Below are 24,025 nucleotides of genomic sequence, written 5' to 3' on the forward strand. Positions count from 1 at the left end.
TGGCCGGCCCGGGCGCTGCTCAGCCCTGCTGGAAGAGCTCCGCCGGCAGCGGTTTGAGCAGCGCGTACAGGTCGTCGGTGATCGGGCGGTCCCAGGACGCGATGGTCACGAGCACGTTGTCGCTGCGGTCGAACTGGACGCAGGAGATCCGCGACTCGGAGAGCTTGAGGCGCCGCACCACGAGCAGGTTGTCGCCCTGCATCACCGGCATGTCCTCCGTGCCGGTGACGGTGACCTCCTCCTCGTTCTCCAGCGCGACCAGGAGCTGACCGACCTCGAACGGGATCTCGTCGTCCGCGCGCTCACGGGCGGGCGAGCCCTCCGGCAGATTGCCGATGATCATGGCGGGGCCGCGGCCGCCGAAGAGGTCGTAGCGCAGGAACACGCCCTGGCAGGTGCCGTCCGCGGCGGGCAGCAGACCGGCGCCGAGATTGCCGGGCCAGTCGCCCGGGTCCATGGCCAGGACGTCGAAGTCGGGGCCCGCGGGGGTCGCTGCGCGGCGGCGGAGGAAGGACATGCGGTCCATCGTACGTCGCCGCCGCTCATCGGCCCGTTCGGGGGCCGGGCGGGTCACCGGGACAGGGCTCATGTGGCGTCGGGGGTGGCGCAGTTACGGGGTGAGCCGTGGCGGGGCCGTCCGGGTACGGTCCTCTCGGACGACGGGCACGGTCGATCGGGTGGACGGGAGGGCTCGCATGGGTGATCCGCGGCAGCCGCCGGTGCGGAGGCTCGACTACTGGCGGGCGGGTCTGAGGGCCGTTCCCGACGACGTGTGGCGCCACCCCGCTCTGGAGGTGCTGCAGCTCGCCGACAACCGGATCGAGCGTCTGCCGGAGCGGCTCGGCACGCTCGGGCACCTGCACACTCTGGACCTCGGCCACAACCGGATCGCCGAGGTCGGGCCGTGGATCGGCGCGCTCAGCGGGCTGACCCGGTTCCTGTATCTGCACGACAACCGGCTGACCGGACTGCCCGAGTCGCTCGGGGCGCTCGACCGGCTCGGGTATCTCAACGTCGGCGGGAACCGGCTGACGGCGCTGCCGGAGTCGCTCGGCCGGATGGCCGGGCTCGTCGAGCTTCGGGCGCAGCGCAATCGGCTCGGCGCGCTGCCCGACTCGGTCGGCTCTCTGCGCTCGCTGCGGGAGCTGTGGCTGCGCGGCAACCGGCTCTCGGCACTGCCCCAGTCCGTCGGCGGCCTGGCGGAGCTGCGGGAGGTGGAGCTGCGCGACAACGTGTTCACCGAGGTGCCGGGGGCGCTGCGCGGGCTGTCGCGGCTGCGCCGTCTCGACCTGCGCGGCAATCGGCTGCGGTGCGTTCCGGGGTGGCTCGCCGAGCTGCCCGCCCTGGAGAAGCTCGACCTGCGGTGGAACGACGTGCGCGTCACGCCCGGCACGCTGGACGAGCTGGCCGGGCGCGGGTGCGTGGTGCTGCGCTGAGCGGCGGCAGGCTCACCGCGCGGCGGGCGGCGGCACCACCGCGACCGGGCTTGCCGCGTGCAGCAGCACGGCTTGCGTGACCGAGCCGAGCATCGGGGCGGGCCGGGCGGGGCGGCGCCGGTGGCGGCCGACGACGGTCAGCTCGGCGTCGCGGGAGTTGGCCACGAGGTGACCGGCCGCGTCGCCCGGCGCCACGTAAAGCTCGACCTCCACTTCAGGGTGAGACTTCCGCAGGCCGACGAGCGCGGCGTTGGCGAGACGCAGCGTCTCCTGTTCGGCCGCGGCCTGATCGTCGGCGGTCGGCTGGAAGTCGCCGAACGCGGACCAGGCGAGACTCGGCCACGGGAACGCGGCGACGACCTCCAGCCGCGCCCCGGTGCGCGCGGCGTGCTCGACCGCGAAGTCGAGGGCCGCCTCGTCCGGCTCCTCCACCTGTAGCCCGACGACGACGCGCGAGCCCGGGCGCACCGGCGTCGGACGGTCATGGACCGCGCGGCCCGGCGGCGGCACGATCACGACGGGGCAGGCGGCGTCGCGGGCGGCCGCCACTCCGTTCGAGCCGAGCAGCAGGCTCGCGAAGCCGCCACGGCCGCGCGAGCCCAGTACGAGGAGTTGCGCGTCGGCACCCAGTTCGGGCAGCACCGCGCCGGGCAGGCCCCTGCGCGTGACGAACTCGCACGGCACCAGGTCCTCGCGCCCGGCCAGCTCGGTGCGCAGCTCGCCGATGACCGGGTCATCGGCGGGTTCCTCGGGCTCGGTGACCAGTACGCCGGCCTGCAGGTAGGCCGGATACTGCCGTACGTGCACGATCCGTAGGCCGGTGTCGCGCCTGGCCGCTTCGGCGAGTGCCCATTCGAGGGCCCGCCGGCTGTCGTCGGACCCGTCGACCGCGGCGACGACGGGCAGGTTGCGCGGGGTGCTCGTGCTCATGAGTGATTCGCCTCCGACGCCGGGCACGCCGACCGTGCCCGTACAGACCTGCTGTTACCGGTCTCAGGCTCGCTCACGAGCGGGCCTCGGCACAGGGCCGAAGGTCACGTGTCGCCGTCAGGTCGCGGAAACGGCGCAATCCTCCCCTGTCCCTTCGACTCCGACTCCGCGTGGCGACGGAACTTACGTGAGGTCGAACTCTCCCTCGCGGGCGCCGAGCACGAACGCGCCCCACTCGGCCGGGGTGAAGATCAGGGAGGGGCCGTGCGGACGGGTGCCGTTGCGCATCGCGATGAAGCCCTCGACGAACGCGATCTCGACATCGCCGCGGCCCTTGGTGCCGGAGCGCCACTCGGCGTTGGTCAGGTCCAGATCCGGCTTGTCCCACCCCGCGAGCGGGTGCTGGTCGATGGTGCGTTCAGCCACGTCCGTGCTCCTCCCGGTTCGTCGTCCGGGCGTCAGCCTAGCGACCGGCCGGGGCCGCGCACAGGCCGCGCCCGAAGCGGGTGTTCACCGGGTGGGGGGTTCGGCTCCGACGAGCCACATGGAGAAGAACTGGGAGCCGCCGCCGTAGGCGTGGCCGAGGACCTTGCGGGCCCCTTCGACCTGATGCTCACCGGCCTGTCCGCGTACCTGGAGGGCGGCCTCGGCGAAGCGGATCATGCCGGAGGCGCCGATGGGGTTGGTGGACAGGACGCCGCCGGACATGTTCACGGGCAGGTCGCCGTCGAGCTCGGTGACGCCGGCCTCGGTGAGCTTCCAGCCCTCGCCCTCGTCGGCGAATCCGAGGTTCTCCAGCCACATCGGCTCGTACCAGGAGAACGGCACGTACATTTCGACGGCGTCGATCTCGCGGCGCGGATCGGTGATCCGGGCCTGCCGGTACACGTCGGCCGCGCAGTCCTTTCCGGCCTGCGGCGAGACGAAATTCTTGCCCGCGAAGAGCGTCGGTTCGCTGCGCATGGCGCCGCCGAGCATCCAGGCGGGCGGGCGCGGTGAACGGGCCGCTCCGGCGCGGTCGGTGAGGATCATCGCGCAGGCGCCGTCGGAGGACGGGCAGGTCTCGGAGTAGCGGACGGGGTCCCACAGCATGGGTGACGCCTGGACCTTCTCCAGGGTGATGTCGTGCTCGTGGAGGTGGGCGTAGGGGTTCTTCAGGGCGTTGCGGCGGTCCTTGTAGGCGACGAGGGAGCCGACGGTGTCGGGCGCGCCGGTGCGCCGCATGTAGGCGCGTACGTGCGGCGCGAAGAACCCGCCCGCGCCCGCGAGCAGCGGCTGCTGGAAGGGGACGGGCAGGGACAGGCCCCACATCGCGTTGGATTCGGACTGTTTTTCGAAGGCGAGGGTGAGGACGGTGCCGTGGACCCGGCTCGCGACCAGGTTCGCGGCGACGAGCGCCGTGGAGCCGCCGACCGATCCGGCGGTGTGCACGCGCAGCATGGGCTTGCCGACGGCGCCGAGCGCGTCGGCGAGGTAGAGCTCCGGCATCATGACGCCCTCGAAGAAGTCGGGCGCCTTGCCGATGACGACGGCGTCGATGTCGGGCCAGTTCAGTTCGGCGTCGTCGAGGGCGCGCCGGGCGGCCTCGCGGACGAGCCCGGCGATGGAGACGTCCCGGCGGGCGGCGACATGCTTGGTCTGGCCGATGCCGACGACCGCCACGGGTTCCTTGTGCGTCGTCTTCGTGGTGTCAGTCACCGGTCTTCTCCTTCGAGTACGGCGACCAGGTTCTGCTGGAGGCAGGGCCCGGAGGTGGCGTGCGCGAGCGCGCGGCGGGAGTCGCCCCGGTGGATGCGGGCGGCGGCCTCTCCGACGCGGATCAGGCCGGCGGCCATGATCGGGTTGGCGGCGAGCGGGCCCCCGGACGGGTTGACGCACACGCCGTCGCCGATGCGCAGCGCCTTGCGCAGGACGACCTCCTGCGCGGTGAACGGGGCGTGCAACTCCGCGGTGTCGACGGGTCGTTCGAAGGCCCCGGCGTTCTCGGCGGCCAGCCGCGCGGAGGGCGAGTCGGTCAGGTCGCGCACGCCGAGGCTGTGGGCCTCCGCGCGGTGGTCGATGCCGCGGATCCACGCGGGCCGTTCGCACAGCTCGCGGGCCCGGTCGCCCGCGGCGAGGATCACGGCCGCGGCGCCGTCACCGATCGGCGGGCAGTCGCCGGTGCGCAGCGGATTTACGACGTAATCGCCGACGGGGACGTCGGGGCCGCGCAACTGTGCGTGCGGGTTGCCGGCCGCGGCGCGCCTGCTGCGGACCGCGATCCGGGCGAGGGCGGGTTCGTCGGTGTCGCCCGCGTCGATGAGCGCCCGCGCCTGGAGCGCGGCGAGCGCGACGGAGTCGGGCCACAGCGGGGCGACGTAGTACGGGTCGAGCTGGCGGGTGAGCACGTCGCGCACGGAGCCGGGTGAGGACTTGCCGTAGGCGTAGACGAGCGCGGTGTCGGCCTCGCCGGTCAGCAGCTTGGTCCACGCCTCGTACAGCGCCCACGCGCCGTCCGTCTCGACGTGGGACTCGCAGATGGGCGGCCAGGCGCCGACGCCGTCGAGGGCCATGGTGAAGGAGAAGGCGCGACCGGCGAGGTAGTCGCTCGATCCCGAGCAGGTGAACCCGATGTCCGCGGTCTTCAGTCCGGTGGCGTCGAGCACCTCGTGCAGGACGGGCATGAGCATCTCGACCTCGGACTGCTCGTCGGAGGTGCGCCGGTGGTCGGTCTGCCCGAAGGCGACGACGGCGATGTCGCGGATCGGTGGCCGCACTCAGATCAGCTCCTTGTACGTGTCGTACTCGGCGTCGGGTTCGCCGGTCGGCCGGTAGTGGTCGGGGAACCGTCCGCCTGTCGGGGAGTCCGTCCACACCGGTTCGACCCGCAGCCCCATCCGCACCTGGTCGTACGGGATGCCCGCGATCCGGCCGTGCAGGGCGAGTCCGGCGCCGTCGAGCGCTATGTGCGCGTACACGTACGGCACTTCGACATCGAGGTTCTTCGCCTTGATGTTGACGATGCAGTACGTGGTGACGGTGCCGGCCGGGCCGACCTCGACCTGCTCGTCGGTGGCGATGCCGCAGGTGGGGCAGGCGCCGCGGGGCGGCACGTACACCTTGCGGCAGGACGGGCACCGCTCGCCGACGGTGCGGCGCTCGGCGAGGGCGTTGATGTAGCGGCTCTGGGCGGCGCCGGGGCTGTACGTGTAGTCGAGGCGGGCCGGGGCGACGATCCCGGTCACCGGGTCGTCGAACGCGCCGGCGTGCGGGGCGGGCCGGCGCGCTCCTGGCGCGGTGTCGTCCGGTTCGAAGCAGGCGATGTCCGTGATGGCGCCCTCGCGCCGCGCCGCCCAGCGGACTCGGACGCGCAGGCCGGTGCGGACGGCGTCGGGGCCCGGCGCGTCGAGGGCGTGCAGCAGGGCGGTGTCGGCGCCGTCCAGTTGTACGAGGACCCAGGCGAACGGGGTGTCGAGCGGCTGGCCGGGGCGTGGTCGCGGGTTCCAGGCCCAGGTGGTGACGGTGCCGGTCGCGGCGACCTCGACCAGGTCGCGTATCTCGTCGGCGGTGGCGGGGTCGTACTCGACGGGCGGGACGAGCACCTTGCCGTCGGTGGTCCGCACCCCGAGGACGGTGCGCTCGCGCAGGCCGGTGAGGAAGGCGGACTGGACCGGCCCCAGGGACCGGGTGAAGGGGAATTCGACGACCAGGGGTGCGCGGAGCACCTCCGGCGGTCGGGACGTGGTGGTCACGTTGGCCTCCTGGACGTGTGGGTCGGGGTCGGGGCAAAACCGCGTCCGCCGGGGCGTGTCAAGCCCCTCGAGGAGCGCTGGGGACACGCGGCACACCGCTACTCGCGCCGGAACACCGGCGCCCGCTTCTCCGTGAACGCGCGGGCCCCTTCCCTCGCGTCGGCCGTGTCGAAGACCGGCCAGCCGCGTTGGAGTTCGGCGGCCAGACCGTCCGCCTCGGTCATCTCCGCGGTCTCGTAGACCGACGCCTTGACCGCCTCCACGGCCAGCGGGCCGCACGCGTTGACCCGCTCGGCGATCTCCAGGGCCGTGCCCAGGGCGGAGCCGTCCGGCACGACGCGTCCGACGAGCCCGATCGCCGCCGCCTCGGCGGCCGTGTACCGGCGGCCGGTGAGCAGCATCTCCAGGGCGTGGGTGCGCGGGATCTGCCGTTGCAGCCGCACCGTGGAGCCGCCGATGGGGAACAGCCCGCGCGCCACCTCGAAGAGCCCGAACGTCGCCGACTCGGCCGCCACCCGGATGTCCGTGCCCTGCAGGATCTCCGTGCCGCCCGCCACGCAGGGGCCCTCCACCGCGGCGATCACCGGTTTGCGCGGGCGGTGGTGGCGCAGCATCGCCTTCCAGTGCAGATCGGGGTCGGCCTTGAGCCGGTCGCGGTAGTGCTCGCCCTCCATGCCTTTTCCGGCGAGCGCCTTGAGGTCCATGCCCGCGCAGAACACGCCGCCCGCTCCCGTGAGCACCACCGAGCGGATCGCGTCGTCGGCGTCGGCCGCCACCCATCCGTCGTACAGGCCGACGAGCATCGGCAGGGACAAGGCGTTCTTGGCCTGCGGCCGGTCGAGCGTGAGGACGAGGGTCGCGCCCTCGCGTCGCACGTCGAGATGTTCGGTACCGCTCATGGCTGTCCTCCCGTCGGCCGGAGCCTCGAAAGCGCCCGGGACCAGAACAGGTTGCAGGAGGCGGCGGGCCAGTTCAATAGTTTTCTGACAGACAGTCAGATTTCTTCTGCAGGGCCCCTTCCGCCTCGCATCCGTCTCTGCTCTGATGACGGCCACACGAGATGCGGCCTGGGTCAGGAGGAGCGGTGGAGTACAACCTTGCCGACCTGTTCGAGTCGGTCGTCGACGTGGTCCCCGACCGCGAGGCGCTCGTCCACGTGGACCATCCCGGTACCGGCGCGGAACGCAGGCTGACGTACGCCGCGCTCGACGCCGCGGCCAATCGCATCGCGCACCATCTCGTCGAGGCGGGCGTCAAGCCCGGCGAGCACCTGGGGCTGCACCTGTACAACGGGGTGGAGTACCTGCAGACGGTCCTGGGCTGCCTCAAGGCGCGCGTGGTCCCGGTCAACGTCAACTACCGCTACGTAGAGGAGGAGCTGGTCTACCTCTACCGCGACGCGGACCTGGTGGCGCTCGTCTTCGACGCCGAGTTCGCCGACCGTGTGGCCGCCGCCCTGACCCGCACACCCGGCCTTCGCCACCTGGTCCGGGTGGGCACGCCCGCGGCAGACGCGCCCGCGCTCGACGCGGTGGGCTTCGCGGCGGCCGAGGCGGCCGGGTCACCCGAGCGGGGGTTCGGGCCTCGGTCGGCAGACGACCAGTTCATCATCTACACCGGCGGCACGACCGGCATGCCCAAGGGTGTGATGTGGCGTCAGGAGGACTTGTTCTTCGCCGGTTTGGGGGGCGGTGCGCCCACCGGTGAGCCGGTGGGGCGGCCCGAGGAGCTCGCGGAGCGGGTGGCGGCCGGCGGCGACGGGATCACGTTCTTCCCCACTCCCCCGCTGATGCACGGCACGTCCACGCTGACGGCGTTCATCGGCTTCAACTTCGGGCAACGGGTCGTCACGCACCGCAAGTTCGTGCCCGAAGAGGTGCTGCGCACCATCGCGAGGGAGAAGGTGACCAGCGTCTCCCTGGTGGGGGACGCGATGCTGCGTCCGCTGATCGACGCGCTGTCCGGCCCCCTCAAGGGCACGGACTGCTCCTCGCTGTTCAGCGTCTCCTCGTCGGGGGCGATCATGTCGGACACGGTCCGCGCCCAGTTCCAGGAGCTCGTGCCGAACGCGATGCTGCTCAACAACTTCGGCTCGTCGGAGTCCGGCTTCAACGGCACCGCGACCCAGGACTCGGGCCCCGGCAAGGGGTTCATGCTGCGTGTCAACTCCCGTACTCGGGTGGTCGATCCGGCCACGCACGAGCCGGTCGGCGTCGGCGAGGTGGGCCGCGTCGCCCAGCGCGGGCACGTGCCGCTGGGCTACTACAACGACCCACGCAAGACCGCGGAGACGTTCTTCCAGAAGGACGGCGAGCGGTGGGTGCTGCTCGGTGACATGGCCACGGTCGACGCGGACGGCGTGGTCACCGTGCTCGGGCGAGGCTCGCAGTGCATCAACACGGGCGGCGAGAAGGTCTACCCGGAGGAGGTCGAGCAGGCCCTCAAGTCGCATCCGGACGTGTACGACGCGCTGGTCGCGGGCGTCCCGGACGCGAAGTGGGGCAACCATGTCGCCGCCGTGGTCCAGCTCAGACCCGGCGCGCCCGCCCTGACCCTGGACCGCCTGCGGACGCACTGCCGCTCCCACCTGGCCGGGTACAAGATCCCCCGCCAACTGGTCCTCACGGACAGCATCCGGCGCTCGCCCAGCGGCAAGGCCGACTACCGGTGGGCGCGCGCCGTCGCGTCCCGGTCGGCCGACGGGGCGAGCTCCTGAGGGCCGCAGGCACAGTCCAGGACGCGGTGGGGGCCCGGCCTCAGGTGTTCGGCGGCGACCGCGTCGAGCGCGGCCGCCGGGTGCGCCATGCTCGCGTCCCAGTCGCCGAAGATCCGGTGGTAGTCAGGGGCCGGGGCGTCGCAGAAGGCGGGCACCGAGGACGCGGTCATGACGGCAGGCTAATGCGGTTGCGGCTCACCGCGCCGGGTGCTGGAGTGACCGGATGGATCAGGAAGCGGTACGGGCGTTGTTCGACCGGCAGTTGCGGCGCGAGGCCCGGTCCTGGGAAGCCGGGGTCAGGCTGGAACACGTGGGACACGTCGTGCGGCGGGTCGGACCTAAGGCGGGGTGGAACGGGGTGGTGTGGTCCGGTTTCGACGGCCTGAGCAATGCGGCCGTGGACGCGGCCGTAGCCGAACAGGCCCGCTTCTTCCGGGAGCTGGGGCGCGAGGCCGAGTGGAAGACGTACGGGCACGACGAGCCCGCCGACCTGGGGGCACGGCTGGCCGGGGCCGGGTTCGTGGCCGAGGAGACCGAGACGCTGATGATCGCCCCGACCGCGGCCCTGGCCACGGATGCCACACCGCCGGAGGGGATCGAGCTGCTGCCGGTCACCCGGCCCGACCAGGTGGGGCTGGTCGAGCGGGTGCACGACCTGGTCTTCGAGGACTGCCGGTCGTCGGTCGGCCACGAGGTGCGCGGGCAGCTCGAACGGGATCCGGCGACCGTGCCCGCCGTGGTAGCGCTGCACGGCGCCGAACCGGTCAGCGCGGCACGTCTCGAACTGCACCCCGGGACAGACTTCGCGAGCCTGTGGAGCGGCGGCACGGTGCCCGGATGGCGCGGGCGCGGCATCTACCGGGCGCTCGTCGCCTTCCGTGCGCGCGTCGCGGCCGAGCGCGGGTTCCGGTACCTGCAGGTGGACGCCTCCGCGGACAGCAGGCCGATCCTTCAGCGGCTGGGCTTCACAGCCGTCGGGACGACGACTCCCTACGTGCTCGCGGCTGCCGTCACCGCGGGGCGGCCAGGAAGCGCCGCACGCGGGACGTGAAGAACTCCGGGTCGTCCAGCCACGGGTAGTGCGCGGCGCCCGGCTGGACGACGACCCGCGCGTGCGGGTAGTGCGCGGCCGCGCGGTGCACCAGGGCCGGGCGCGGGCCCCCGTCCAGTTCGCCCGCGAGCAGCAGTACCGGGGCGGTGAGCCGGGACAGCGCGGCGCGGGTCGCGGGCGGGTCGCAGGCGCCTTCGGAGAAGTACAGGGCCTCCGCCTCCTCGTTGGTCTGCTCGTCGGTGAGGGCGGCGTGGGCCTGGGCCCGCGCGTCCCAGCGGCCGTAGAAGAACGCGTCGTAGAGGTAGTCGGCGTCGGCGCGGCCGGCGAGCATCTTCTCGTACTCGGCGTTCGCGGCCTCGAACCAGGGCTCGTGGGCCCGCAGCCGCGCCGCCTCCCGCCGGTCCTCGATGCCGGCCCGCAGCCCGAGCGCCCGCTGCGCGGAGGTGACCAGGACCATGCGGTCGATGCGCCCGGGGTGGGCGGCGGCGTACCGGGCGGCAAGATCGCCGCCCGCGGAGTGGGCCAGGACGTCCATCCGGTCCAGGCCCAGGCGCGCGCGGAGCGCCTCCACGTCGTCGACCTGGCGGTCGCAGCGGTACGTCGCCGCGTCGGCCGGGGCCGCCGATCCGCCGGTGCCGCGCAGGTCGAGGAGGTGGAGTGTGCGGTGGGCGGACAGACCGCCCAGGTCGCCGAGGTAGGCGGAGGCGCGCATCGGGCCGCCGGGCAGGCAGACCAGCGGCGGGCCCGAGCCGCGGATGTGGCAGACGAGTTCCGTGCCGTCCGGCGCGGCGAACGTGATCATGCCACGATCCTCACAGGCGGCGGGCCCTGCGGGCAATGCCGCGGCAACACGGGCCCGCCCATGTCTTGACGTCGGCCGCCTCACCTTGCGTTACTGACGACCAGCAGATCAACCGAATGATCGGTCGGTAGTTCGGGAGTGCGGGCGATGATGTCGACGACGACACAGGGCTGGGACGAGGGCGAGCGCCTCGGGATCGAGGAGATGCGGGCGCTACAGCTGGAGCGGCTGCGGGCCACTGTGAGCCGGGTGTACGAGCGGGTGCCGTTCTACCGCCGGGCGTTCGACGAGGCGGGGGTGCGGCCCGGGGACTGTGCCTCGCTGGACGATCTGGCCCGGTTCCCGTTCACGGTCAAGGCGGACCTGCGGGAGAACTATCCCTTCGGCCTCTTCGCCGTGGATCGCTCCCAGGTGCGCCGGCTGCACGCGTCGAGCGGCACGACGGGACTGCCGACGGTCGTCGGGTACACGCAGGCCGATCTCGCGATGTGGGCGGACATGGTGGCCCGCTCGATCCGCGCGGCGGGCGGCAGGCCGGGCGACACGGTCCATGTGGCGTACGGATACGGGCTCTTCACGGGCGGGCTGGGCGCGCACTACGGCGCGGAGCGGCTCGGCTGCACCGTCGTCCCGGCGTCCGGCGGCATGACCGCCCGACAGGTGCGGCTCATCCTCGACCTGAAGCCGCGGATCATCATGGTCACGCCGTCGTACATGCTGACGCTGCTCGACGAGTTCGAACGGCAGGGCGTCGATCCGCGCACCACGTCCCTCGAGGTCGGCGTCTTCGGTGCCGAGCCGTGGACCGAGCGGATGCGCCGCGAGATCGAGGAGCGGGCGGGCATCGACGCCGTGGACATCTACGGCCTGTCGGAGGTCATCGGACCGGGCGTCGCCCAGGAGTGCGTGGAGACCAAGGACGGCCTGCACATCTGGGAGGACCACTTCTATCCGGAGGTCGTCGACCCGATCACCGGTGAGGTGCTGCCGGAGGGCGAGCCGGGTGAGCTGGTCCTCACGTCGCTGACCAAGCAGGCGATGCCCGTCGTCCGGTACCGGACACGGGACCTGACGCGACTGCTGCCCGGTACGGCGCGGCCCGCCTTCCGCCGGATGGAGAAGGTCACCGGGCGCAGCGACGACATGATCATTCTGAGGGGCGTGAACCTCTTCCCCACAGCCGTCGAGGAGATCGTCCTGCGCACCCCCGGCGTCGCCCCGCACTTCCAGCTGCGCCTGACCCGCGAGGGCCGCATGGACGCGCTGACCGTGCGCGCCGAGGCCCGCCCCGACGCGACGACGGACGAACGAACCGCGGCGGCGCGCGCCATCGCGGTCGCCATGAAGGACGACGTGGGCGTGAGCGTCGCCGTCGAGATCGTGGACCCGGAGACACTGGAGCGCTCGGTCGGCAAGATCAAGCGCATCGTGGACCTGCGTGCCCGCTGAGCTGTACGCCGGTCGCCTCAAGTTCTCCCGCCATTCAACTCGCCTCCCCTGTCCGTGCCTTGTGAGCTCCTTATGGTCCTTGAGGCGTGCGGAAGAAGGGGCTCATGGGCGGCAGTGACGGCAGGCAGGACGACGGTCCGCTCGCGATCAGGGCGCGCGGCATCACCAAGTGCTTCGGCGACGTCGTCGCACTGGACGGCATCGACCTCGACGTGACGCGGGGACAGATCCACGGCCTGGCCGGGCCGAACGGGGCGGGCAAGACAACGTTGCTCGGGCTGCTCCTCGGCCTGTCCGTAGCCGACGGCGGCAGCCTGGAGATCCTCGGCGCACCCGTCGGGAGGGCTCTCGCCGCGCCCGACGGCGTGGCCGGTTTCGTGGACGGTCCTGGCCTGTACCCGTCGCTGACCGCCCGCCGGAACCTCGGCGCGCTGGCGGGGCTGCGCGGGCGCGGCAGGAGCGCCGCCGCGGGCGCCGACATCGACGACGCGCTCGACCAGGTCGGCCTGACCGAGGTCGCCGACGACAAGGTACGAGGCTTCTCCCTCGGCATGCGGCAGCGGCTCGGCCTCGCCGCCGCCCTGCTGACCCGGCCCCGTCTGCTCGTGCTCGACGAGCCGTCCAACGGGCTCGACCCGGCCGGCACCCGGCACGTACGCGGCGTCCTGGAGCGCCTGGCCGCCTCCGGCACGGCCGTCGTGCTCTCCAGCCACCGCATGGACGACCTGGAGGCCCTGTGCGAGGAGGTCACCATCGTCGCGACCGGGCGTGTCGTCTTCTCAGGTCCGCTCGCGAAGCTGGCCGCCGAGAACCGTGAACTGGACTACCGGCTTCTGACGTCCGACGCGTGCGCCGCGCGTGAACTGGCCGGCGGGACGGACGGCATCAGCGTGGTGTCGAGCGGCGCGACACGGTACGGGGCGGACTCTCTCGTCGTGCGCGCGCCGGTGGCCGCGCTGGACTCGCTGGTGTCGCGGCTCGTCGGGGCGGGCGTCGCGCTGCGCGAACTCGCCCCGGTCGTCTCGCCGCTGGAGGCGGCCTTCCTCGCCCTCACCGAGCACAAGGAGGACGCCCGATGACCTCGACGACGCCCACGACGCCCACGACGGCCGAGCGGGCCGAGCCGGCGGCGGCCACCCGCGCCGCGGCCCGGGTGCCGGCCGCGGCCCTTCCTGTCTCCGTGGCGCGCGGCTGCCGCTTCGAGCTGGTCAAGCTGGTCTCTCAGTGGCGCATCCGGCTGCTGGTGCTGGTCTGCTGGGTCGCACCGGGGCTGTTCGTGGCAGCGGTGGCGGAGCAGAGCACCTTGCCCAGTGACACCCTGTTCGGCCGGTGGATGCACGCCACCGGGTGGGCGGGCCCCCTCGTGATCCTCGCTTTCGCGGGGACGTGGGCGCTGCCGCTGCTCACCTCGCTCGTCGCCGGTGACGTGTTCGCGGCCGAGGACCGGCTCGGCACCTGGCGCCATCTGCTCGTGGCGGTGCGCTCGCCCCGGCGGATCTTCGTGGCGAAGGCTCTGGCGAGTCTCACGGTGATCGTGCTGCTCACGGCCGGGCTCGCGTTGTCCGGTGTGGTCGGCGGGCTGCTGACGGTCGGTCACCGTCCGCTGGTCGGGCTCGACGGGCATGTGCTGTCCGCGTCCGACGCCGCGGGCAAGGTGCTTCTCGCCTGGGCGTGCGCCCTCGCGCCGACGCTCGCCCTGGCGGCGATCGGACTGCTCGGCTCGGTCACGCTCGGCCGCTCCCCCATGGGGCTGCTGCTGCCCGCGCTCGTGGCGCTGGCGATGCAGCTCGCGCAGCTGCTGCCGCTGCCGGTCGGTGTGCGGGTCGCCCTGCCGGGCTATGCCTTCGTCTCCTGGAACGGTCTGTTCACCGACCCGGTGCAGAGCGGGCCGCTGCTGATCGGCGTGGGAGTCGCCCTGGTGTGGGCGGTGACCGCGACGGCGCTCGCGTATCTGCTCTTCGTACGGCGCGACTTCACCAACCCGGCCGCGGCCGGCGCGGGCCGGCGCGCGCTCGCCGTCGGAGTGCTGCCGCTCGCCGCACTGCTCGCGGTGAGCGTCGCGGCCGTCGGCGCGGCGGCCCCCGCAACCGGCTCGGGGATCACGCGGGCGAAGGTGCAGCGCTCCCTCGCCACGGCCTTCGCCCACCTCTACCGCGTCCAGACGGCGGACCTGCACCGGCCGGCCGTCACCGAGGCGCAGCTCAGGGCGTCGGCTGCCTGCACCAAGAGCGGCGTCGGTGACGGCGCCCAGGGCGCGGGCAACGACTGGCGCTGCGTCGTCTCCTGGCACCTTCCCGACGTCGCCGCCACCGGCCAGGCGATCTACCAGCTCGACATCACCGCCGACGGGCGGTTCGTCGCCGACGGCGACGGACCCAAGGACGTCAACGGCTACTTCCTGGTGCGCACCGCGACCGGCGACGCACCGAACCCGCTGTGGCAGTTCGACGGCAACGTCGAACTGCTCGCCGCGGCCCACTGAACCACCACCCCCAGCACCTCCGTTCCACCACCCCGAAGGGATGTCCTCATGCAGGTAACACGCCGCCGCCGGCGTGTCGGCACGGACCGGTCCGGCTCCCTCGCCGGACGCATAGGCCGCCGCAGACCGCTCACCACCGCGGGCATCGCCGCGCTCGCCCTGGCGGTCGCCGGTACCGCCTTCGCGCAGACCCGGCAGTTCGGCACCGAGCACGTCGGCCAGGTCACCCACCGCGGCCAGGTCGTCTCCGACGACCAGTACATCTCCCCGTACGGCGACCGCCTCGTGCTGAACGACGGCAAGATCATGTCGTCGTCGGTCAGCCCGGACGGCACCCACCTCGCGGCCTCGCTGGCCGACGGCCCGGCGACGCTCGACATCGTCGACCTGCGCTCGGGCAAGGTCGGCAGGGTGCAGCAGCGCATCGGCACCAACGCGTCGGACGACCTGCGCATCGCCGGCAACAAGGTGGGGCAGGAAGGCCCGACGTACTCGCCCGACGGCCGCCAGCTGTGGCTCGGGCAGATCGACGGCTACACCAGGTTCACCGTGCACGCCGACGGCAGCCTCTCCGACCCGAAGACCGTGAGCATCCCGGCGGACGGCGCCAAGCACGCTCTGGTCGCCGCGCCGGTGTTCTCCGCGGACGGCTCCACCGTGTACGCGGCGGTCAACGGGCAGAACCGGGTCGTCGCGCTCGACGCCGCGACCGGCGCGATCGAGCACAGCTGGGCCGTGGGCAACGCGCCGCGCGACATGGTCGAGGCGGGCGGCAAGCTCTACGTCAGCAACGAGGGCGGCCGCCCCGCCAAGGCGGGCGACACGACCCTCAACTCGTACGGGACGCAGGTCCCGGCCGACACCCGGACGGGGGCCACCACCACCGGCACGGTCAGCGTCATCGACCTGGCGCACCCGTCGGCCGCCCCGTCGAGCATCGACGTCGGACTGCACCCGACGGCCCTGCACGCGCAGAGCGGCGCGGTGTTCGTCACCGACACCGCCTCCGACGACGTGTCGGTGATCGACACCGCCAAGGGCAAGGTCGTCCAGACCATCTCCACCAAGCCGTGGCCCGAGGCGACGGTCGGCTACGAGCCCGACGCGGTGACCCTCACCCACGACGGACGGCTCCTGGTGACGCTCGGCCGCGCCGACGCCGTCGCCGTCTACCGCTACACGTCGCCGCAGGAGCCCGTCAGTTACGTGGGCCTGCTGCCGACGGACTACTTCCCGTCGGACATCGCCACGGTCGGCGGCAAGGTGCTGGTCTCCAACACCCGCGGCGTCGACGCGCTGCGGCCCACCGACCGGGGCGGGCACAACACCCACGACACGACGTCGAGCCTGCAGCGCTTCACGCTGCCGTCCGACGCGAAGATCCGCCACGAGACCTCCAAGGTCTTCCGGCAGAACGGCTGGACCCGCGGCTCGGTCCGGCGGGCCGACGCCGCGCGCCACGTGAAGCCGGTGCCGGTGCCGAAGCGGCTCGGCGACCCGTCGACGATCAAGCACGTGTTCCTGATCGTCAAGGAGAACCGCACCTACGACCAGGTCTACGGTGACATGAAGGAGGGCAACGGCGACGCGGCGCTCACCGAGTTCGGTGAGAACGTCACGCCCAACCAGCACGCCCTCGCCCGGCAGTTCGGCCTGTACGACAACACGTACGACATCGGCACCAACTCCGCCGAGGGCCACAACTGGCTGATGCAGGCCGACAACCCGGAGTACACCGAGTCCTCGGCCGGCGAGTACAAGCGCAGCTACGACACCGAGGACGACGCGCTGGGCCACCAGCGGTCCGGGTTCTTGTGGACCGGCGCCCAGAACGCGGGCAAGTCCGTGCGCGACTTCGGCGAGTTCCAGCAGTTCCTGACCAAGCCGTCGGGCGCGAGCTGGCAGAACCTGTACTGCGACAGCAAGAACATGGCGTCGACCGGGCAGGACACCGCCTACCCGCTGATGTCGTCCTCGCCGATCCCCTCGCTCAACTCCGTGTCGGTGCACGGCTTCCCGAAGTTCGACACCAGCGTCCCCGACGTGTACCGCGCCGAGATCTGGAAGCGTGACTTCGAGAAGAACGGTCCGGCGAACCTCAACATGCTGTGGCTCTCCAGCGACCACACCGGAGGCCCGGCGAGCGCGCCCGCGCAGGTCGCGGACAACGACCTGGCCACCGGCCGGATCGTCGACGAGATCTCGCACAGCAAGTACTGGAAGGACTCCGCGATCTTCGTGGTCGAGGACGACTCCCAGGCGGGTCTCGACCACGTCGACGGCCACCGCGCGCCGGTGCAGATCATCAGCCCCTACGCGAAGCACGGTGTGGTCGACAGCCACTACTACTCGCAGATCACGATGATCCGCACCATCGAGCAGATCCTCGGGATCCACCCGATGAACCAGAAGGACAGCGCTGCCACGCCGATGACGGCCGCGTTCACGAAGAAGGCGGACACCACGCCGTTCACCGCGCTGCCCAACCGGACGTCGCTGACCGACGGCCTCAAGACGCCGCCGTCCTGCGGCGTGGACACTCCCGCCGCGCAGAGCAGGAGGGCGGCGGCCGTGCCCTCCACCAAGGTTCCCTCCGCGGAGCGCAAGCTCGCGCGGGAGTGGGAGGCGTGGAAGTCGAAGCAGCGCCTGACGGGCCCGCACGCGGTGCCGGACTACGCCAACCCCGCGCAGATGAACCACCTCACGTGGTACCAGACGCACGGCTGGACGAAGCCCTACCCGGGCGAGCACAAGATCTACGCGCCCAAGGACGTGCCGGGTGCGTACATCCCGTCGGCGGAGAACGACGGCTGACGTGACCGCGCCCGCCCCCGGCCGGGAGTCGATTCCCGCCGGGGGCCGGTGCGTTCCGGGCGCCTTCGACGACGATCCTTCTGGGCGCCTTGTGTGGGCGAGGTGTTCGCGTGCGTGGGCCGGCACCTCTCTCCGCCGACGTCGTCCGCGCCGCGGGCAGGGGGCGCGGCCGGTGGTCACACGGCCCTGGTTCGCCCCTGCCAGTACCGGTCCCGCAGGCGGCGCTTGTAGAGCTTGCCGTTGGGGTCGCGGGGCATGGTGGCGATGAAGTCGACGCTCCTGGGCCGCTTGTATCCGGCGAGACGGCGCTCGCAGTGGGAGAGGATGTCGGCGGCGAGGGCGGCGTCGGCGGTGTGTCCTTCGGCCGGCTCCACGACGGCCTTGACCTCCTCTCCCCAGTCGTCGTGCGGGATGCCGAAGGCGGCCGCGTCGGCGACCGCGGGGTGGCTCAGGAGCGCCGACTCGATCTCCGCGGGGTAGATGTTGACGCCACCCGAGATGATCATGTCGATCTTGCGGTCGCGCAGGAAGAGGTAGCCGTCCTCGTCGATGACGCCCAGGTCGCCGACGGTGAAGTAGTCGCCGATGCGGTTCTCGCGCGTCTTGTGCTCGTCCTTGTGGTAGGAGAATTGGCCCGTGCTCATCTTCATGTAGACGGTGCCCAGTTCGCCGGGCGGCAGCCGGTTGCCGTCGTCGTCGAAGACGGCCAGTTCGCTGATGGGCCAGGCCCTGCCGACGGTACCCGGCTTCTTCAGCCAGTCCTCGGCCGTGGCGAACGCGCCGCCGCCCTCGCTGGCCGCGTAGTACTCCTCCACGCATGTCCCCCACCAATCGATCATGGCGCGCTTGACGTGGTCGGGGCAGGGGGCCGCGCCGTGGATGGCGTGCCGCATGGAGCTCACGTCGTAGGCGTCCTTGACCTGCCGCGGCAGGGCCAGGAGCCGGTGGAACTGGGTGGGCACCATGTGGGTGTGCGTGCAGGCGTGCGTGTCGATCAGGCGGAGCATCTCCTCGGGCGTCCACCGGTCCATGAGGACGAGCCGGTGCCCTATGTGCAGGGACGCGCCCGCGAACTGCAGCACGGCGGTGTGGTAGAGCGGCGAACAGACCAGGTGGACGTTGTCGTCGAAGGGCTTGATGCCGAAGATGCCGAGGAAGCCGCCGAGGTAGGTCTCCTCCGGGAGCTTGCCGGGGAGCGGGCGACGGATGCCTCGTGGGCGGCCCGTGGTGCCGGAGGTGTAGTTCATGACCCAGCCGAGGGTGCGGTCCTCGGGCGGGTTCGGGCTCTGCCCGGCGAGCAGGTCGCCGTACGGGCGGAACGTGTCGATCTCGCCGACCGCGTAGCGCTGCGCGGCGGGCAGGCACGCCTCGTCGGCCGCGGCGCGTGCCGCGTCGGCGAACCGTTCGTGGGCGAGGAGCGCCTTCGCGCCGGAGTCGGAGACGATCCAGGCGATCTCCGGGCCCACGAGGTGGTGGTTGACCGGCACCAGGTAGAAGCCGGCCTGCTGGGCGGCGAGGTGGGCCGTGAGGAACTCGACGCCGTTGGGCAGGACGACGGCGAAGGCGTCCCCCCGGGTGAGCCCGGCCTCGCGAAGGCCGTGGACCATCCGGTTGGCGGCAGCGTGGAGTTCGCCCGCCGACCAGGGTTGCCCGTCGGGGGCGTGGAGCACGGTGCGGTCGGGGGCGGCTGCGGCTTGGGCCCAGAAGCCGTTGGGGGGTGTGCTCATGGGGCGGCTCTCCTCCTGTGGTCCCGATCCATGGGTCTGCGGGGTTCTGTCAGTGGGCGGGTGCGGGCGCGTTCCGGTTGCTCGCGCAGCTCACCGTCCCGCGATCCGGTTGATCCGGTCGATCGCCTGCTCGAACCCCCGGGTCAGTTCGTCGAAGACCTCCTGGACGCTCCGCTCCGCGTTCATCCGGCCGACGATCTGCCCGACCGGCGTGCCGAGCAGCGGTTCCACCTCGTGCTTCTGGATGCGGGACACCGCCTCGGCGACCAGCAGGCCCTGCAGGGGCATCGGCAGCGTGCCCGGCCCCGCCGGGTCGTCCCACGCGTCCGTCCACCGGGTGCGCAGTTGCCGCGCCGGTTTCCCGGTCAGCGCGCGCGAGCGCACCGTGTCGCCGGATCCCGCGGCGAGCAGCTTGCGGGTGAGGGCGGGCGAGTGCAGGTCGGCCTCGGTCGTCGTCAGCCACACCGAGCCGAGCCACACGCCCTGCGCGCCGAGGGCGAGCGCGGCGGCGACCTGGCGGCCGCTGCCGATGCCGCCTGCCGCGAGGACGGGCAACGGGTCGACGGCGTCGACGACTTCGGGCGTGAGCACCATGGAGGCGATCTCGCCGGTGTGGCCGCCCGCCTCGTAGCCCTGGGCGACGACGATGTCGATGCCCGCGTCCGCGTGCTTGCGCGCGTGGCGTGCGCTGCCGGCGAGCGCGGCGACGAGGACGTCGTGGTCGTGTGCGCGGGCCACGACGTCGGCCGGGGGCGAGCCGAGGGCGTTGGCGAGCAGCTTGATGGGGTAGTCGAGGGCGACGTCGAGCTGGCCGCGCGCCACCTGTTCCATCCAGCCGGTGATCCGCCAGCCGGATGCCTCGCCGTCGTCGAGTTCGGGCACGCCGTGTTCGGCCAGGGTCTCCTGGACGAACCGGCGGTGCTCCTGCGGGATCATCGCCTCGACGTCGGCCTCGGTGACGCCGTCGACCTTCTTGGCGGGCATCACGACGTCGAGGCCGTACGGGTGGTCGCCTACGTGGGCGTCCAGCCAGTCGAGATCGCGTTTGAGCTCGTCGGGTGCCGTGTAGCGAACCGCGCCGAGCACCCCGAATCCGCCAGCCCTGCTGATGGCGGCTGCCACCGCGGGAAATGGTGTGAAGCCGAAGACGGGGTGCTCGATCCCCAGTTTCTTGCTCAGCTCCGTCTGCATGGCCGCAGGATGCCGCAGCCGGCCGGACGACGGAAGGGCTTTTCTGATGCTGCGTCAGATCCATGGGGTATCCGCAAGGGGCCGGCAAGAGATCGACGAGCGATCCACCGGATCGCCTGACCGATCGAGCACGCGCCGGACTTCGCGCGCCGGGACCCGTTCAGCGGCCGCCGGACCCCGCCGGGCACGTGGCGGGGGTCGCGGTCATCGGCGGTCGATGGCGTTGAGGGTGAACGTCACCAGCTCCTCGGCGGCGGCGTCCAGGTCGAGTTCGGGGTCGCTCAGCCACTGGCCGATCACGCCGTCGATGGCGCCCCCGACGGCGAGGGCCACCGTCCGCGTGTCGAACGCGCGGAACCGGCCGGCCTTCTGCCCCGCCTCCAGCATCTGGGCGAGCGCCTGCCAGCGCCCGCCCACGTCGTGCCGGCCGGGGGTCTTCAGGCGCGTGCCGCCGCGGTCGTCGAGGAGCGTCTCGGTGATGACGCGGACGTGCCGCCGGTGGTCGCGCTGGTAGCCGACCAGCGCCCGCACGTAGGCGATGACGGCGTCACGCGGATCGCTCTCGCGGGTGATCCGCTCGGTGACGTAACCCAGGAACTCGCCGATGACGTGGTCGAGCGCGGCCTGCGTGAGGTTGTCCTTGGAGGAGAAGTGGTAGAGGACGGCCGCTTTCGACAGGCCCGCCTCCTTGGCGATCGCCGACAGGGACGTCGCCGGGAGGCCGCGTGTGCCGATCAGGTCGATGGTGCACTCGATGAGCTGGCGGCGGCGGGCCTGTTCGGTGAAGGTCGGGGCGCCGTCCGCCCGGCGAGGGGTCATCGTGGCTCCACCCGTTTTCTCGTATGTCGCGGTCGACAGCCGACCGTACACCAGGCCGGTGCGGCAGAGCCGTGCACGGCTACCGGCCCAGGACCGCCATGGCGGCGTTGTGGCCGGGGATGCCGCTGACGCCGCCGCCGCGCACCGCGCCCGCCCCGCACAGCAGCACGTTCGGGTGCGCGGTCTCCACGCCCCAACGGCCCGTGCCCTCCTGGGCGTACGGGAACGCCAGGGCACGGTGGAAGATGTTCCCGCCGGGCAGGCGCAGCTCACGTTCGAGGTCCAGCGGGGTCTTCGCCTCGATGCAGGGGCGGCCGTCGGCGTCCTCGGCGAGGCAGTCCGCGATCGGTTCGGCGAGGTGCGCGTCGAGTCCGGCGAGGGTGGCGGCGAGCAGGTCGGCGCGGGTCCCTTCGTTGTCGGTGGTGAACAGGCGGGCCGGGGTGTGGAGTCCGAACAGGGTGAGGGTGTGGTGGCCGCTCTCGGCGAGCTCGGGGGCGAGGATCGTCGGGTCGGTCAGTGAGTGGCAGTAGATCTCCCCGGGCGGCGCGCTCGGCAGCCGTCCGGCGGCCGCCTCGGCATACGCGGCGGCCAACTCGCCGTACCCTTCGCCGACATGGAACGTCCCGGCGAACGCGTCGCGCGGGTCGACGTCCGGGTCCTTGAGCCGCGGCAGCCGCTTGAGCAGCATGTTGACCTTGAGCTGGGCGCCCTCGGCCGGTGCGGGGCCGCTCTCGCCGAGCAGCCGGGCGAGTTCCTGCGGCGAGGCTCCCACGAGGACGTGCCGGGCGCCCAGAACGGTCGTCTCGCCCTCGCCCGTCCGGTAGGCCACCTCCGCCGTGCGGCCGTCGGTCTCGATACGGGTGGCCTCGCAGCCGGTGAGCAACCGGGCGCCCGCGGCGCGTGCCGTCGCCGCGAGCGCGTCGGTGAGCGCGCCCATGCCGCCGACCGGCACGTCCCAGTCGCCGGTGCCGTTGCCGATGACGTGGTAGAGGAAGCAGCGGTTCTGGGCGAGCGCCGGGTCGTGGGCGTCGGCGAAGGTGCCGATGAGCGCGTCGGTGAGGACGACGCCGCGCACCAGGTCGTCGTCGAAGTACCGCTCGACGGCGACGCCGATGGGTTCCTCGAACAGCATCCGCCAGGCCGCCTCGTCATCGACGCGGGCGCGCAGTTCGGCCCGGGTGGGCAGCGGCTCGGTCAGCGTGGGGAAGACACGTTCGGCCACGCGTCGGGTCATGGCGTGGAAACGGGTCCACGCCTCGTACGTGCCCTCGCCGCCGGTGAGCCGGGCGAACGAGGCGCGCGTGCGCTCGGTGCCGCCGCCGACGAGCAGGCCGGTGGAGCGGCCGGCGCGGACGGTGGGCGTGTACGAGGAGATCGTGCGCGGGCGGATGTCGACGGCGAGCCCGAGGTCGCCGAGGATCTTCTTCGGCATCAGGCTGACGAGATACGAGTAGCGGGAGAGGCGGGCGTCCACGCCCGGGAACGGCCGGGTCGAGACGGCGGCGCCGCCGGTGGCGTCGAGCCGTTCGAGGACGGTGACCGCGCGGCCGGCGCGGGCGAGGTAGGCGGCGGCGACCAGGGCGTTGTGGCCGCCGCCCACGATGACGACGTCGCCGGAACCGGACACGGAACGGGAACGGGAACGGGAAATTGCACGGGAGCTGGCGCTGTGTGCGGGCATGCGTCTTGGTAGCACGTGCGCGGCGCCGCGGACAGGGCGCCGCTCCGCCGTGTCCCGGACCTCTGGCGCCGGGCGGCCGCCCGTCAGTCCTGGCCGCGCAGTGCGGTGACGCGCCGGTACAGCTCCACGGCCTCGGACGATCGGCCGAGCTGCTCCAGACAGTGCGCCTCGTCGGTGCGGCTCGCCAGGGTCTGGGGGTGCGCCTCCCCCAGAGCGCGGGTGTGGGCGTCGGCGACCGTGCGGTACTCGACGAGCGCGTCCGGCCAGCGGCCCAGCCAGCCGAGGGCGACGGCGACCTCGCGGTGGCTGACGACGGTGTCGACGTGGTCGGGGCCCAGAACCCGTTCGCGCAGCGCGCACACGTCCCGGGCCTCGGCGAGCGCCTCTTCCCAGCGGGCCGTGCGGCCGAGGTTGACGCCGAGTCCGTGGCGGGCGCGGAGCGTCTCGGGGTGGTGGGGACCGCTGACACGGGTGCGGTCCCGGACGAGTTCGCGGTAGAGGGCGAGCGCCTCCGCGCCGCGGCCGAGCCGGCCGAGACTGACGCCGATCTCGTAGCGGGCGGCGAGGGTGTCGGGGTGGTCGGCGCCCAGCGACGCGGCGCGCGCTCGGGCCACGTACTCGTAGGTGCGCAACGCGTCGGCCCATCGGCCCGACCGGGCAAGGGTGTAGCCGACTTCGCAGCGGGTGACCAGGGTGTCGGGGTGGTCGGCGCCCAGCACGCGGGCGCGCGCCTCGGCGACGTCCACGGCCATGCGGTAGGACTCGTCGAGACGGCCGAGGCGTCTGAGGTTGAACGCCAGGTTGTGGCGGCAGCGCAGGGTGTCCGGATGGTCGGGCCCCATGGTGCGCTCACGGGCGGCGAGGACGTCCGTGTACATCCGGTGCGCCTCGCCGTACCGCTTCAGCTTGCCGAGGACGTACGCGACTTCCTGACGGGCGCCGAGAGTCTCCGGGTGGTCGGCTCCGAGCACCCGCTCGCGCCCGGCGACGACGCGGCGGAACTCCGCGAGCGCCTCGGCGGGGTGGCCGGTACGGCTCAGGCCCATGGCGATCTCGTAGCGGCTGGTGAGAGTGTCGGGGTGATCGGGGCCGAGGGCCTGTTCGCGCGCGGCGGCGACCGCGCGGTGCACCTCGCCGGCCTGCGTCCAGCGTCCGGCGCGGCCCAGGGCGAGGCCGTCGGTGTGCCGGGCCGCGAG

Annotated in this window: 21 protein-coding genes; 7 read left to right on the forward strand and 14 right to left on the reverse strand. The window is 72.6% G+C overall.

What is annotated here, in order from left to right; genetic code table 11:
• Nucleotides 1-19: 19 nt before the first annotated feature.
• Entirely contained in the window at nt 20-517 is a 498-nt protein-coding gene (locus OFY01_RS24395) for a hypothetical protein (protein WP_266603300.1), read from the reverse strand.
• 178 nt (nt 518-695) lie between these two features.
• Here OFY01_RS24395 and OFY01_RS24400 point away from each other — a divergent pair, with 178 nt between their 5' ends.
• Entirely contained in the window at nt 696-1,436 is a 741-nt protein-coding gene (locus OFY01_RS24400; protein ID WP_266603302.1) for a leucine-rich repeat domain-containing protein, read from the forward strand.
• A 12-nt stretch (nt 1,437-1,448) separates the two neighbouring features.
• Here the strand turns inward: OFY01_RS24400 and OFY01_RS24405 are convergent, their stop codons facing one another.
• The 6 genes from OFY01_RS24405 to OFY01_RS24430 all read right to left on the reverse strand — a co-directional run bounded on the left by OFY01_RS24405 (nt 1,449) and on the right by OFY01_RS24430 (nt 6,996).
• Entirely contained in the window at nt 1,449-2,366 is a 918-nt protein-coding gene (locus OFY01_RS24405) for a universal stress protein (protein ID WP_266603304.1), read from the reverse strand.
• Nucleotides 2,367-2,549: 183 nt separating this feature from the next.
• A complete protein-coding gene (locus tag OFY01_RS24410; RefSeq protein WP_266603306.1) occupies nt 2,550-2,792 on the reverse strand; it encodes a DUF397 domain-containing protein in 243 nt (80 codons plus the stop codon).
• 84 nt (nt 2,793-2,876) lie between these two features.
• The gene (locus OFY01_RS24415) at nt 2,877-4,064 is read right to left on the reverse strand and encodes a thiolase domain-containing protein (RefSeq protein ID WP_266603308.1); all 1,188 of its coding nucleotides are present in this window, start codon (nt 4,062-4,064) and stop codon (nt 2,877-2,879) included.
• A complete protein-coding gene (locus tag OFY01_RS24420; RefSeq protein WP_266603338.1) occupies nt 4,061-5,110 on the reverse strand; it encodes a thiolase domain-containing protein in 1,050 nt (349 codons plus the stop codon). The genes OFY01_RS24415 and OFY01_RS24420 overlap by 4 nt, the downstream gene beginning before the upstream one ends.
• Before the next feature lie 12 nt (nt 5,111-5,122).
• Nucleotides 5,123-6,097, reverse strand: a complete 975-nt coding sequence (locus tag OFY01_RS24425; RefSeq protein WP_266603310.1) for a Zn-ribbon domain-containing OB-fold protein — start codon at nt 6,095-6,097, stop codon at nt 5,123-5,125.
• 98 nt (nt 6,098-6,195) lie between these two features.
• Nucleotides 6,196-6,996, reverse strand: a complete 801-nt coding sequence (locus tag OFY01_RS24430) for a crotonase/enoyl-CoA hydratase family protein (protein WP_266603312.1) — start codon at nt 6,994-6,996, stop codon at nt 6,196-6,198.
• Between the two features lie 185 nt (nt 6,997-7,181).
• Here OFY01_RS24430 and OFY01_RS24435 point away from each other — a divergent pair, with 185 nt between their 5' ends.
• Complete coding sequence (locus tag OFY01_RS24435; protein WP_266603314.1) at nt 7,182-8,813, forward strand: acyl-CoA synthetase; 1,632 nt, start codon at nt 7,182-7,184, stop codon at nt 8,811-8,813.
• Here OFY01_RS24435 and OFY01_RS24440 read toward each other — a convergent pair.
• Nucleotides 8,759-8,983 (reverse strand): hypothetical protein, encoded by a 225-nt coding sequence (locus OFY01_RS24440; RefSeq protein ID WP_266603316.1) that lies wholly within the window; start codon nt 8,981-8,983, stop codon nt 8,759-8,761. The genes OFY01_RS24435 and OFY01_RS24440 overlap by 55 nt on opposite strands.
• Nucleotides 8,984-9,036: 53 nt before the next feature.
• Here OFY01_RS24440 and OFY01_RS24445 point away from each other — a divergent pair, with 53 nt between their 5' ends.
• Nucleotides 9,037-9,864, forward strand: coding sequence for a GNAT family N-acetyltransferase (locus tag OFY01_RS24445; protein WP_266603318.1), 828 nt, complete (start codon nt 9,037-9,039; stop codon nt 9,862-9,864).
• Here OFY01_RS24445 and OFY01_RS24450 read toward each other — a convergent pair.
• Complete coding sequence (locus tag OFY01_RS24450; protein ID WP_266603320.1) at nt 9,824-10,666, reverse strand: alpha/beta fold hydrolase; 843 nt, start codon at nt 10,664-10,666, stop codon at nt 9,824-9,826. The two genes, OFY01_RS24445 and OFY01_RS24450, sit on opposite strands and share 41 nt — an antisense overlap.
• Before the next feature lie 150 nt (nt 10,667-10,816).
• On the opposite strand from OFY01_RS24450, the gene paaK reads away from it, so the two are divergent.
• From paaK to OFY01_RS24470, 4 genes are all read left to right on the forward strand, one after another.
• Nucleotides 10,817-12,115, forward strand: coding sequence for a phenylacetate--CoA ligase PaaK (gene paaK / locus OFY01_RS24455; RefSeq protein ID WP_266603339.1), 1,299 nt, complete (start codon nt 10,817-10,819; stop codon nt 12,113-12,115).
• A gap of 104 nt (nt 12,116-12,219) precedes the next feature.
• Entirely contained in the window at nt 12,220-13,194 is a 975-nt protein-coding gene (locus OFY01_RS24460; protein WP_266603322.1) for an ABC transporter ATP-binding protein, read from the forward strand.
• Nucleotides 13,191-14,597, forward strand: a complete 1,407-nt coding sequence (locus OFY01_RS24465) for an ABC transporter permease (RefSeq protein WP_266603324.1) — start codon at nt 13,191-13,193, stop codon at nt 14,595-14,597. The genes OFY01_RS24460 and OFY01_RS24465 overlap by 4 nt, the downstream gene beginning before the upstream one ends.
• 48 nt (nt 14,598-14,645) lie before the next feature.
• Complete coding sequence (locus tag OFY01_RS24470) at nt 14,646-17,411, forward strand: alkaline phosphatase family protein (protein ID WP_266603326.1); 2,766 nt, start codon at nt 14,646-14,648, stop codon at nt 17,409-17,411.
• Nucleotides 17,412-17,587: 176 nt separating this feature from the next.
• Here the strand turns inward: OFY01_RS24470 and OFY01_RS24475 are convergent, their stop codons facing one another.
• From OFY01_RS24475 to OFY01_RS24495, 5 genes are all read right to left on the reverse strand, one after another.
• The gene (locus tag OFY01_RS24475) at nt 17,588-19,138 is read right to left on the reverse strand and encodes an acyl-CoA synthetase (protein ID WP_266603328.1); all 1,551 of its coding nucleotides are present in this window, start codon (nt 19,136-19,138) and stop codon (nt 17,588-17,590) included.
• Between the two features lie 90 nt (nt 19,139-19,228).
• The gene (locus OFY01_RS24480; protein WP_266603330.1) at nt 19,229-20,329 is read right to left on the reverse strand and encodes an NAD(P)H-dependent flavin oxidoreductase; all 1,101 of its coding nucleotides are present in this window, start codon (nt 20,327-20,329) and stop codon (nt 19,229-19,231) included.
• Nucleotides 20,330-20,533: 204 nt separating this feature from the next.
• Entirely contained in the window at nt 20,534-21,148 is a 615-nt protein-coding gene (locus OFY01_RS24485; protein WP_266603332.1) for a TetR/AcrR family transcriptional regulator, read from the reverse strand.
• Between the two features lie 79 nt (nt 21,149-21,227).
• Nucleotides 21,228-22,829 carry a phytoene desaturase family protein gene (locus tag OFY01_RS24490; RefSeq protein WP_266603334.1) on the reverse strand — a complete coding sequence of 534 codons (1,602 nt, stop codon included), beginning with the start codon at nt 22,827-22,829 and terminating at the stop codon, nt 21,228-21,230.
• An 83-nt stretch (nt 22,830-22,912) separates the two neighbouring features.
• A partial coding sequence (locus OFY01_RS24495; RefSeq protein ID WP_266603336.1) for a tetratricopeptide repeat protein occupies nt 22,913-24,025 on the reverse strand: 1,113 nt, incomplete at its 5' end.

This window comes from Streptomyces beihaiensis, assembly GCF_026274175.1.
GTDB lineage: Bacteria > Actinomycetota > Actinomycetes > Streptomycetales > Streptomycetaceae > Streptomyces > Streptomyces beihaiensis.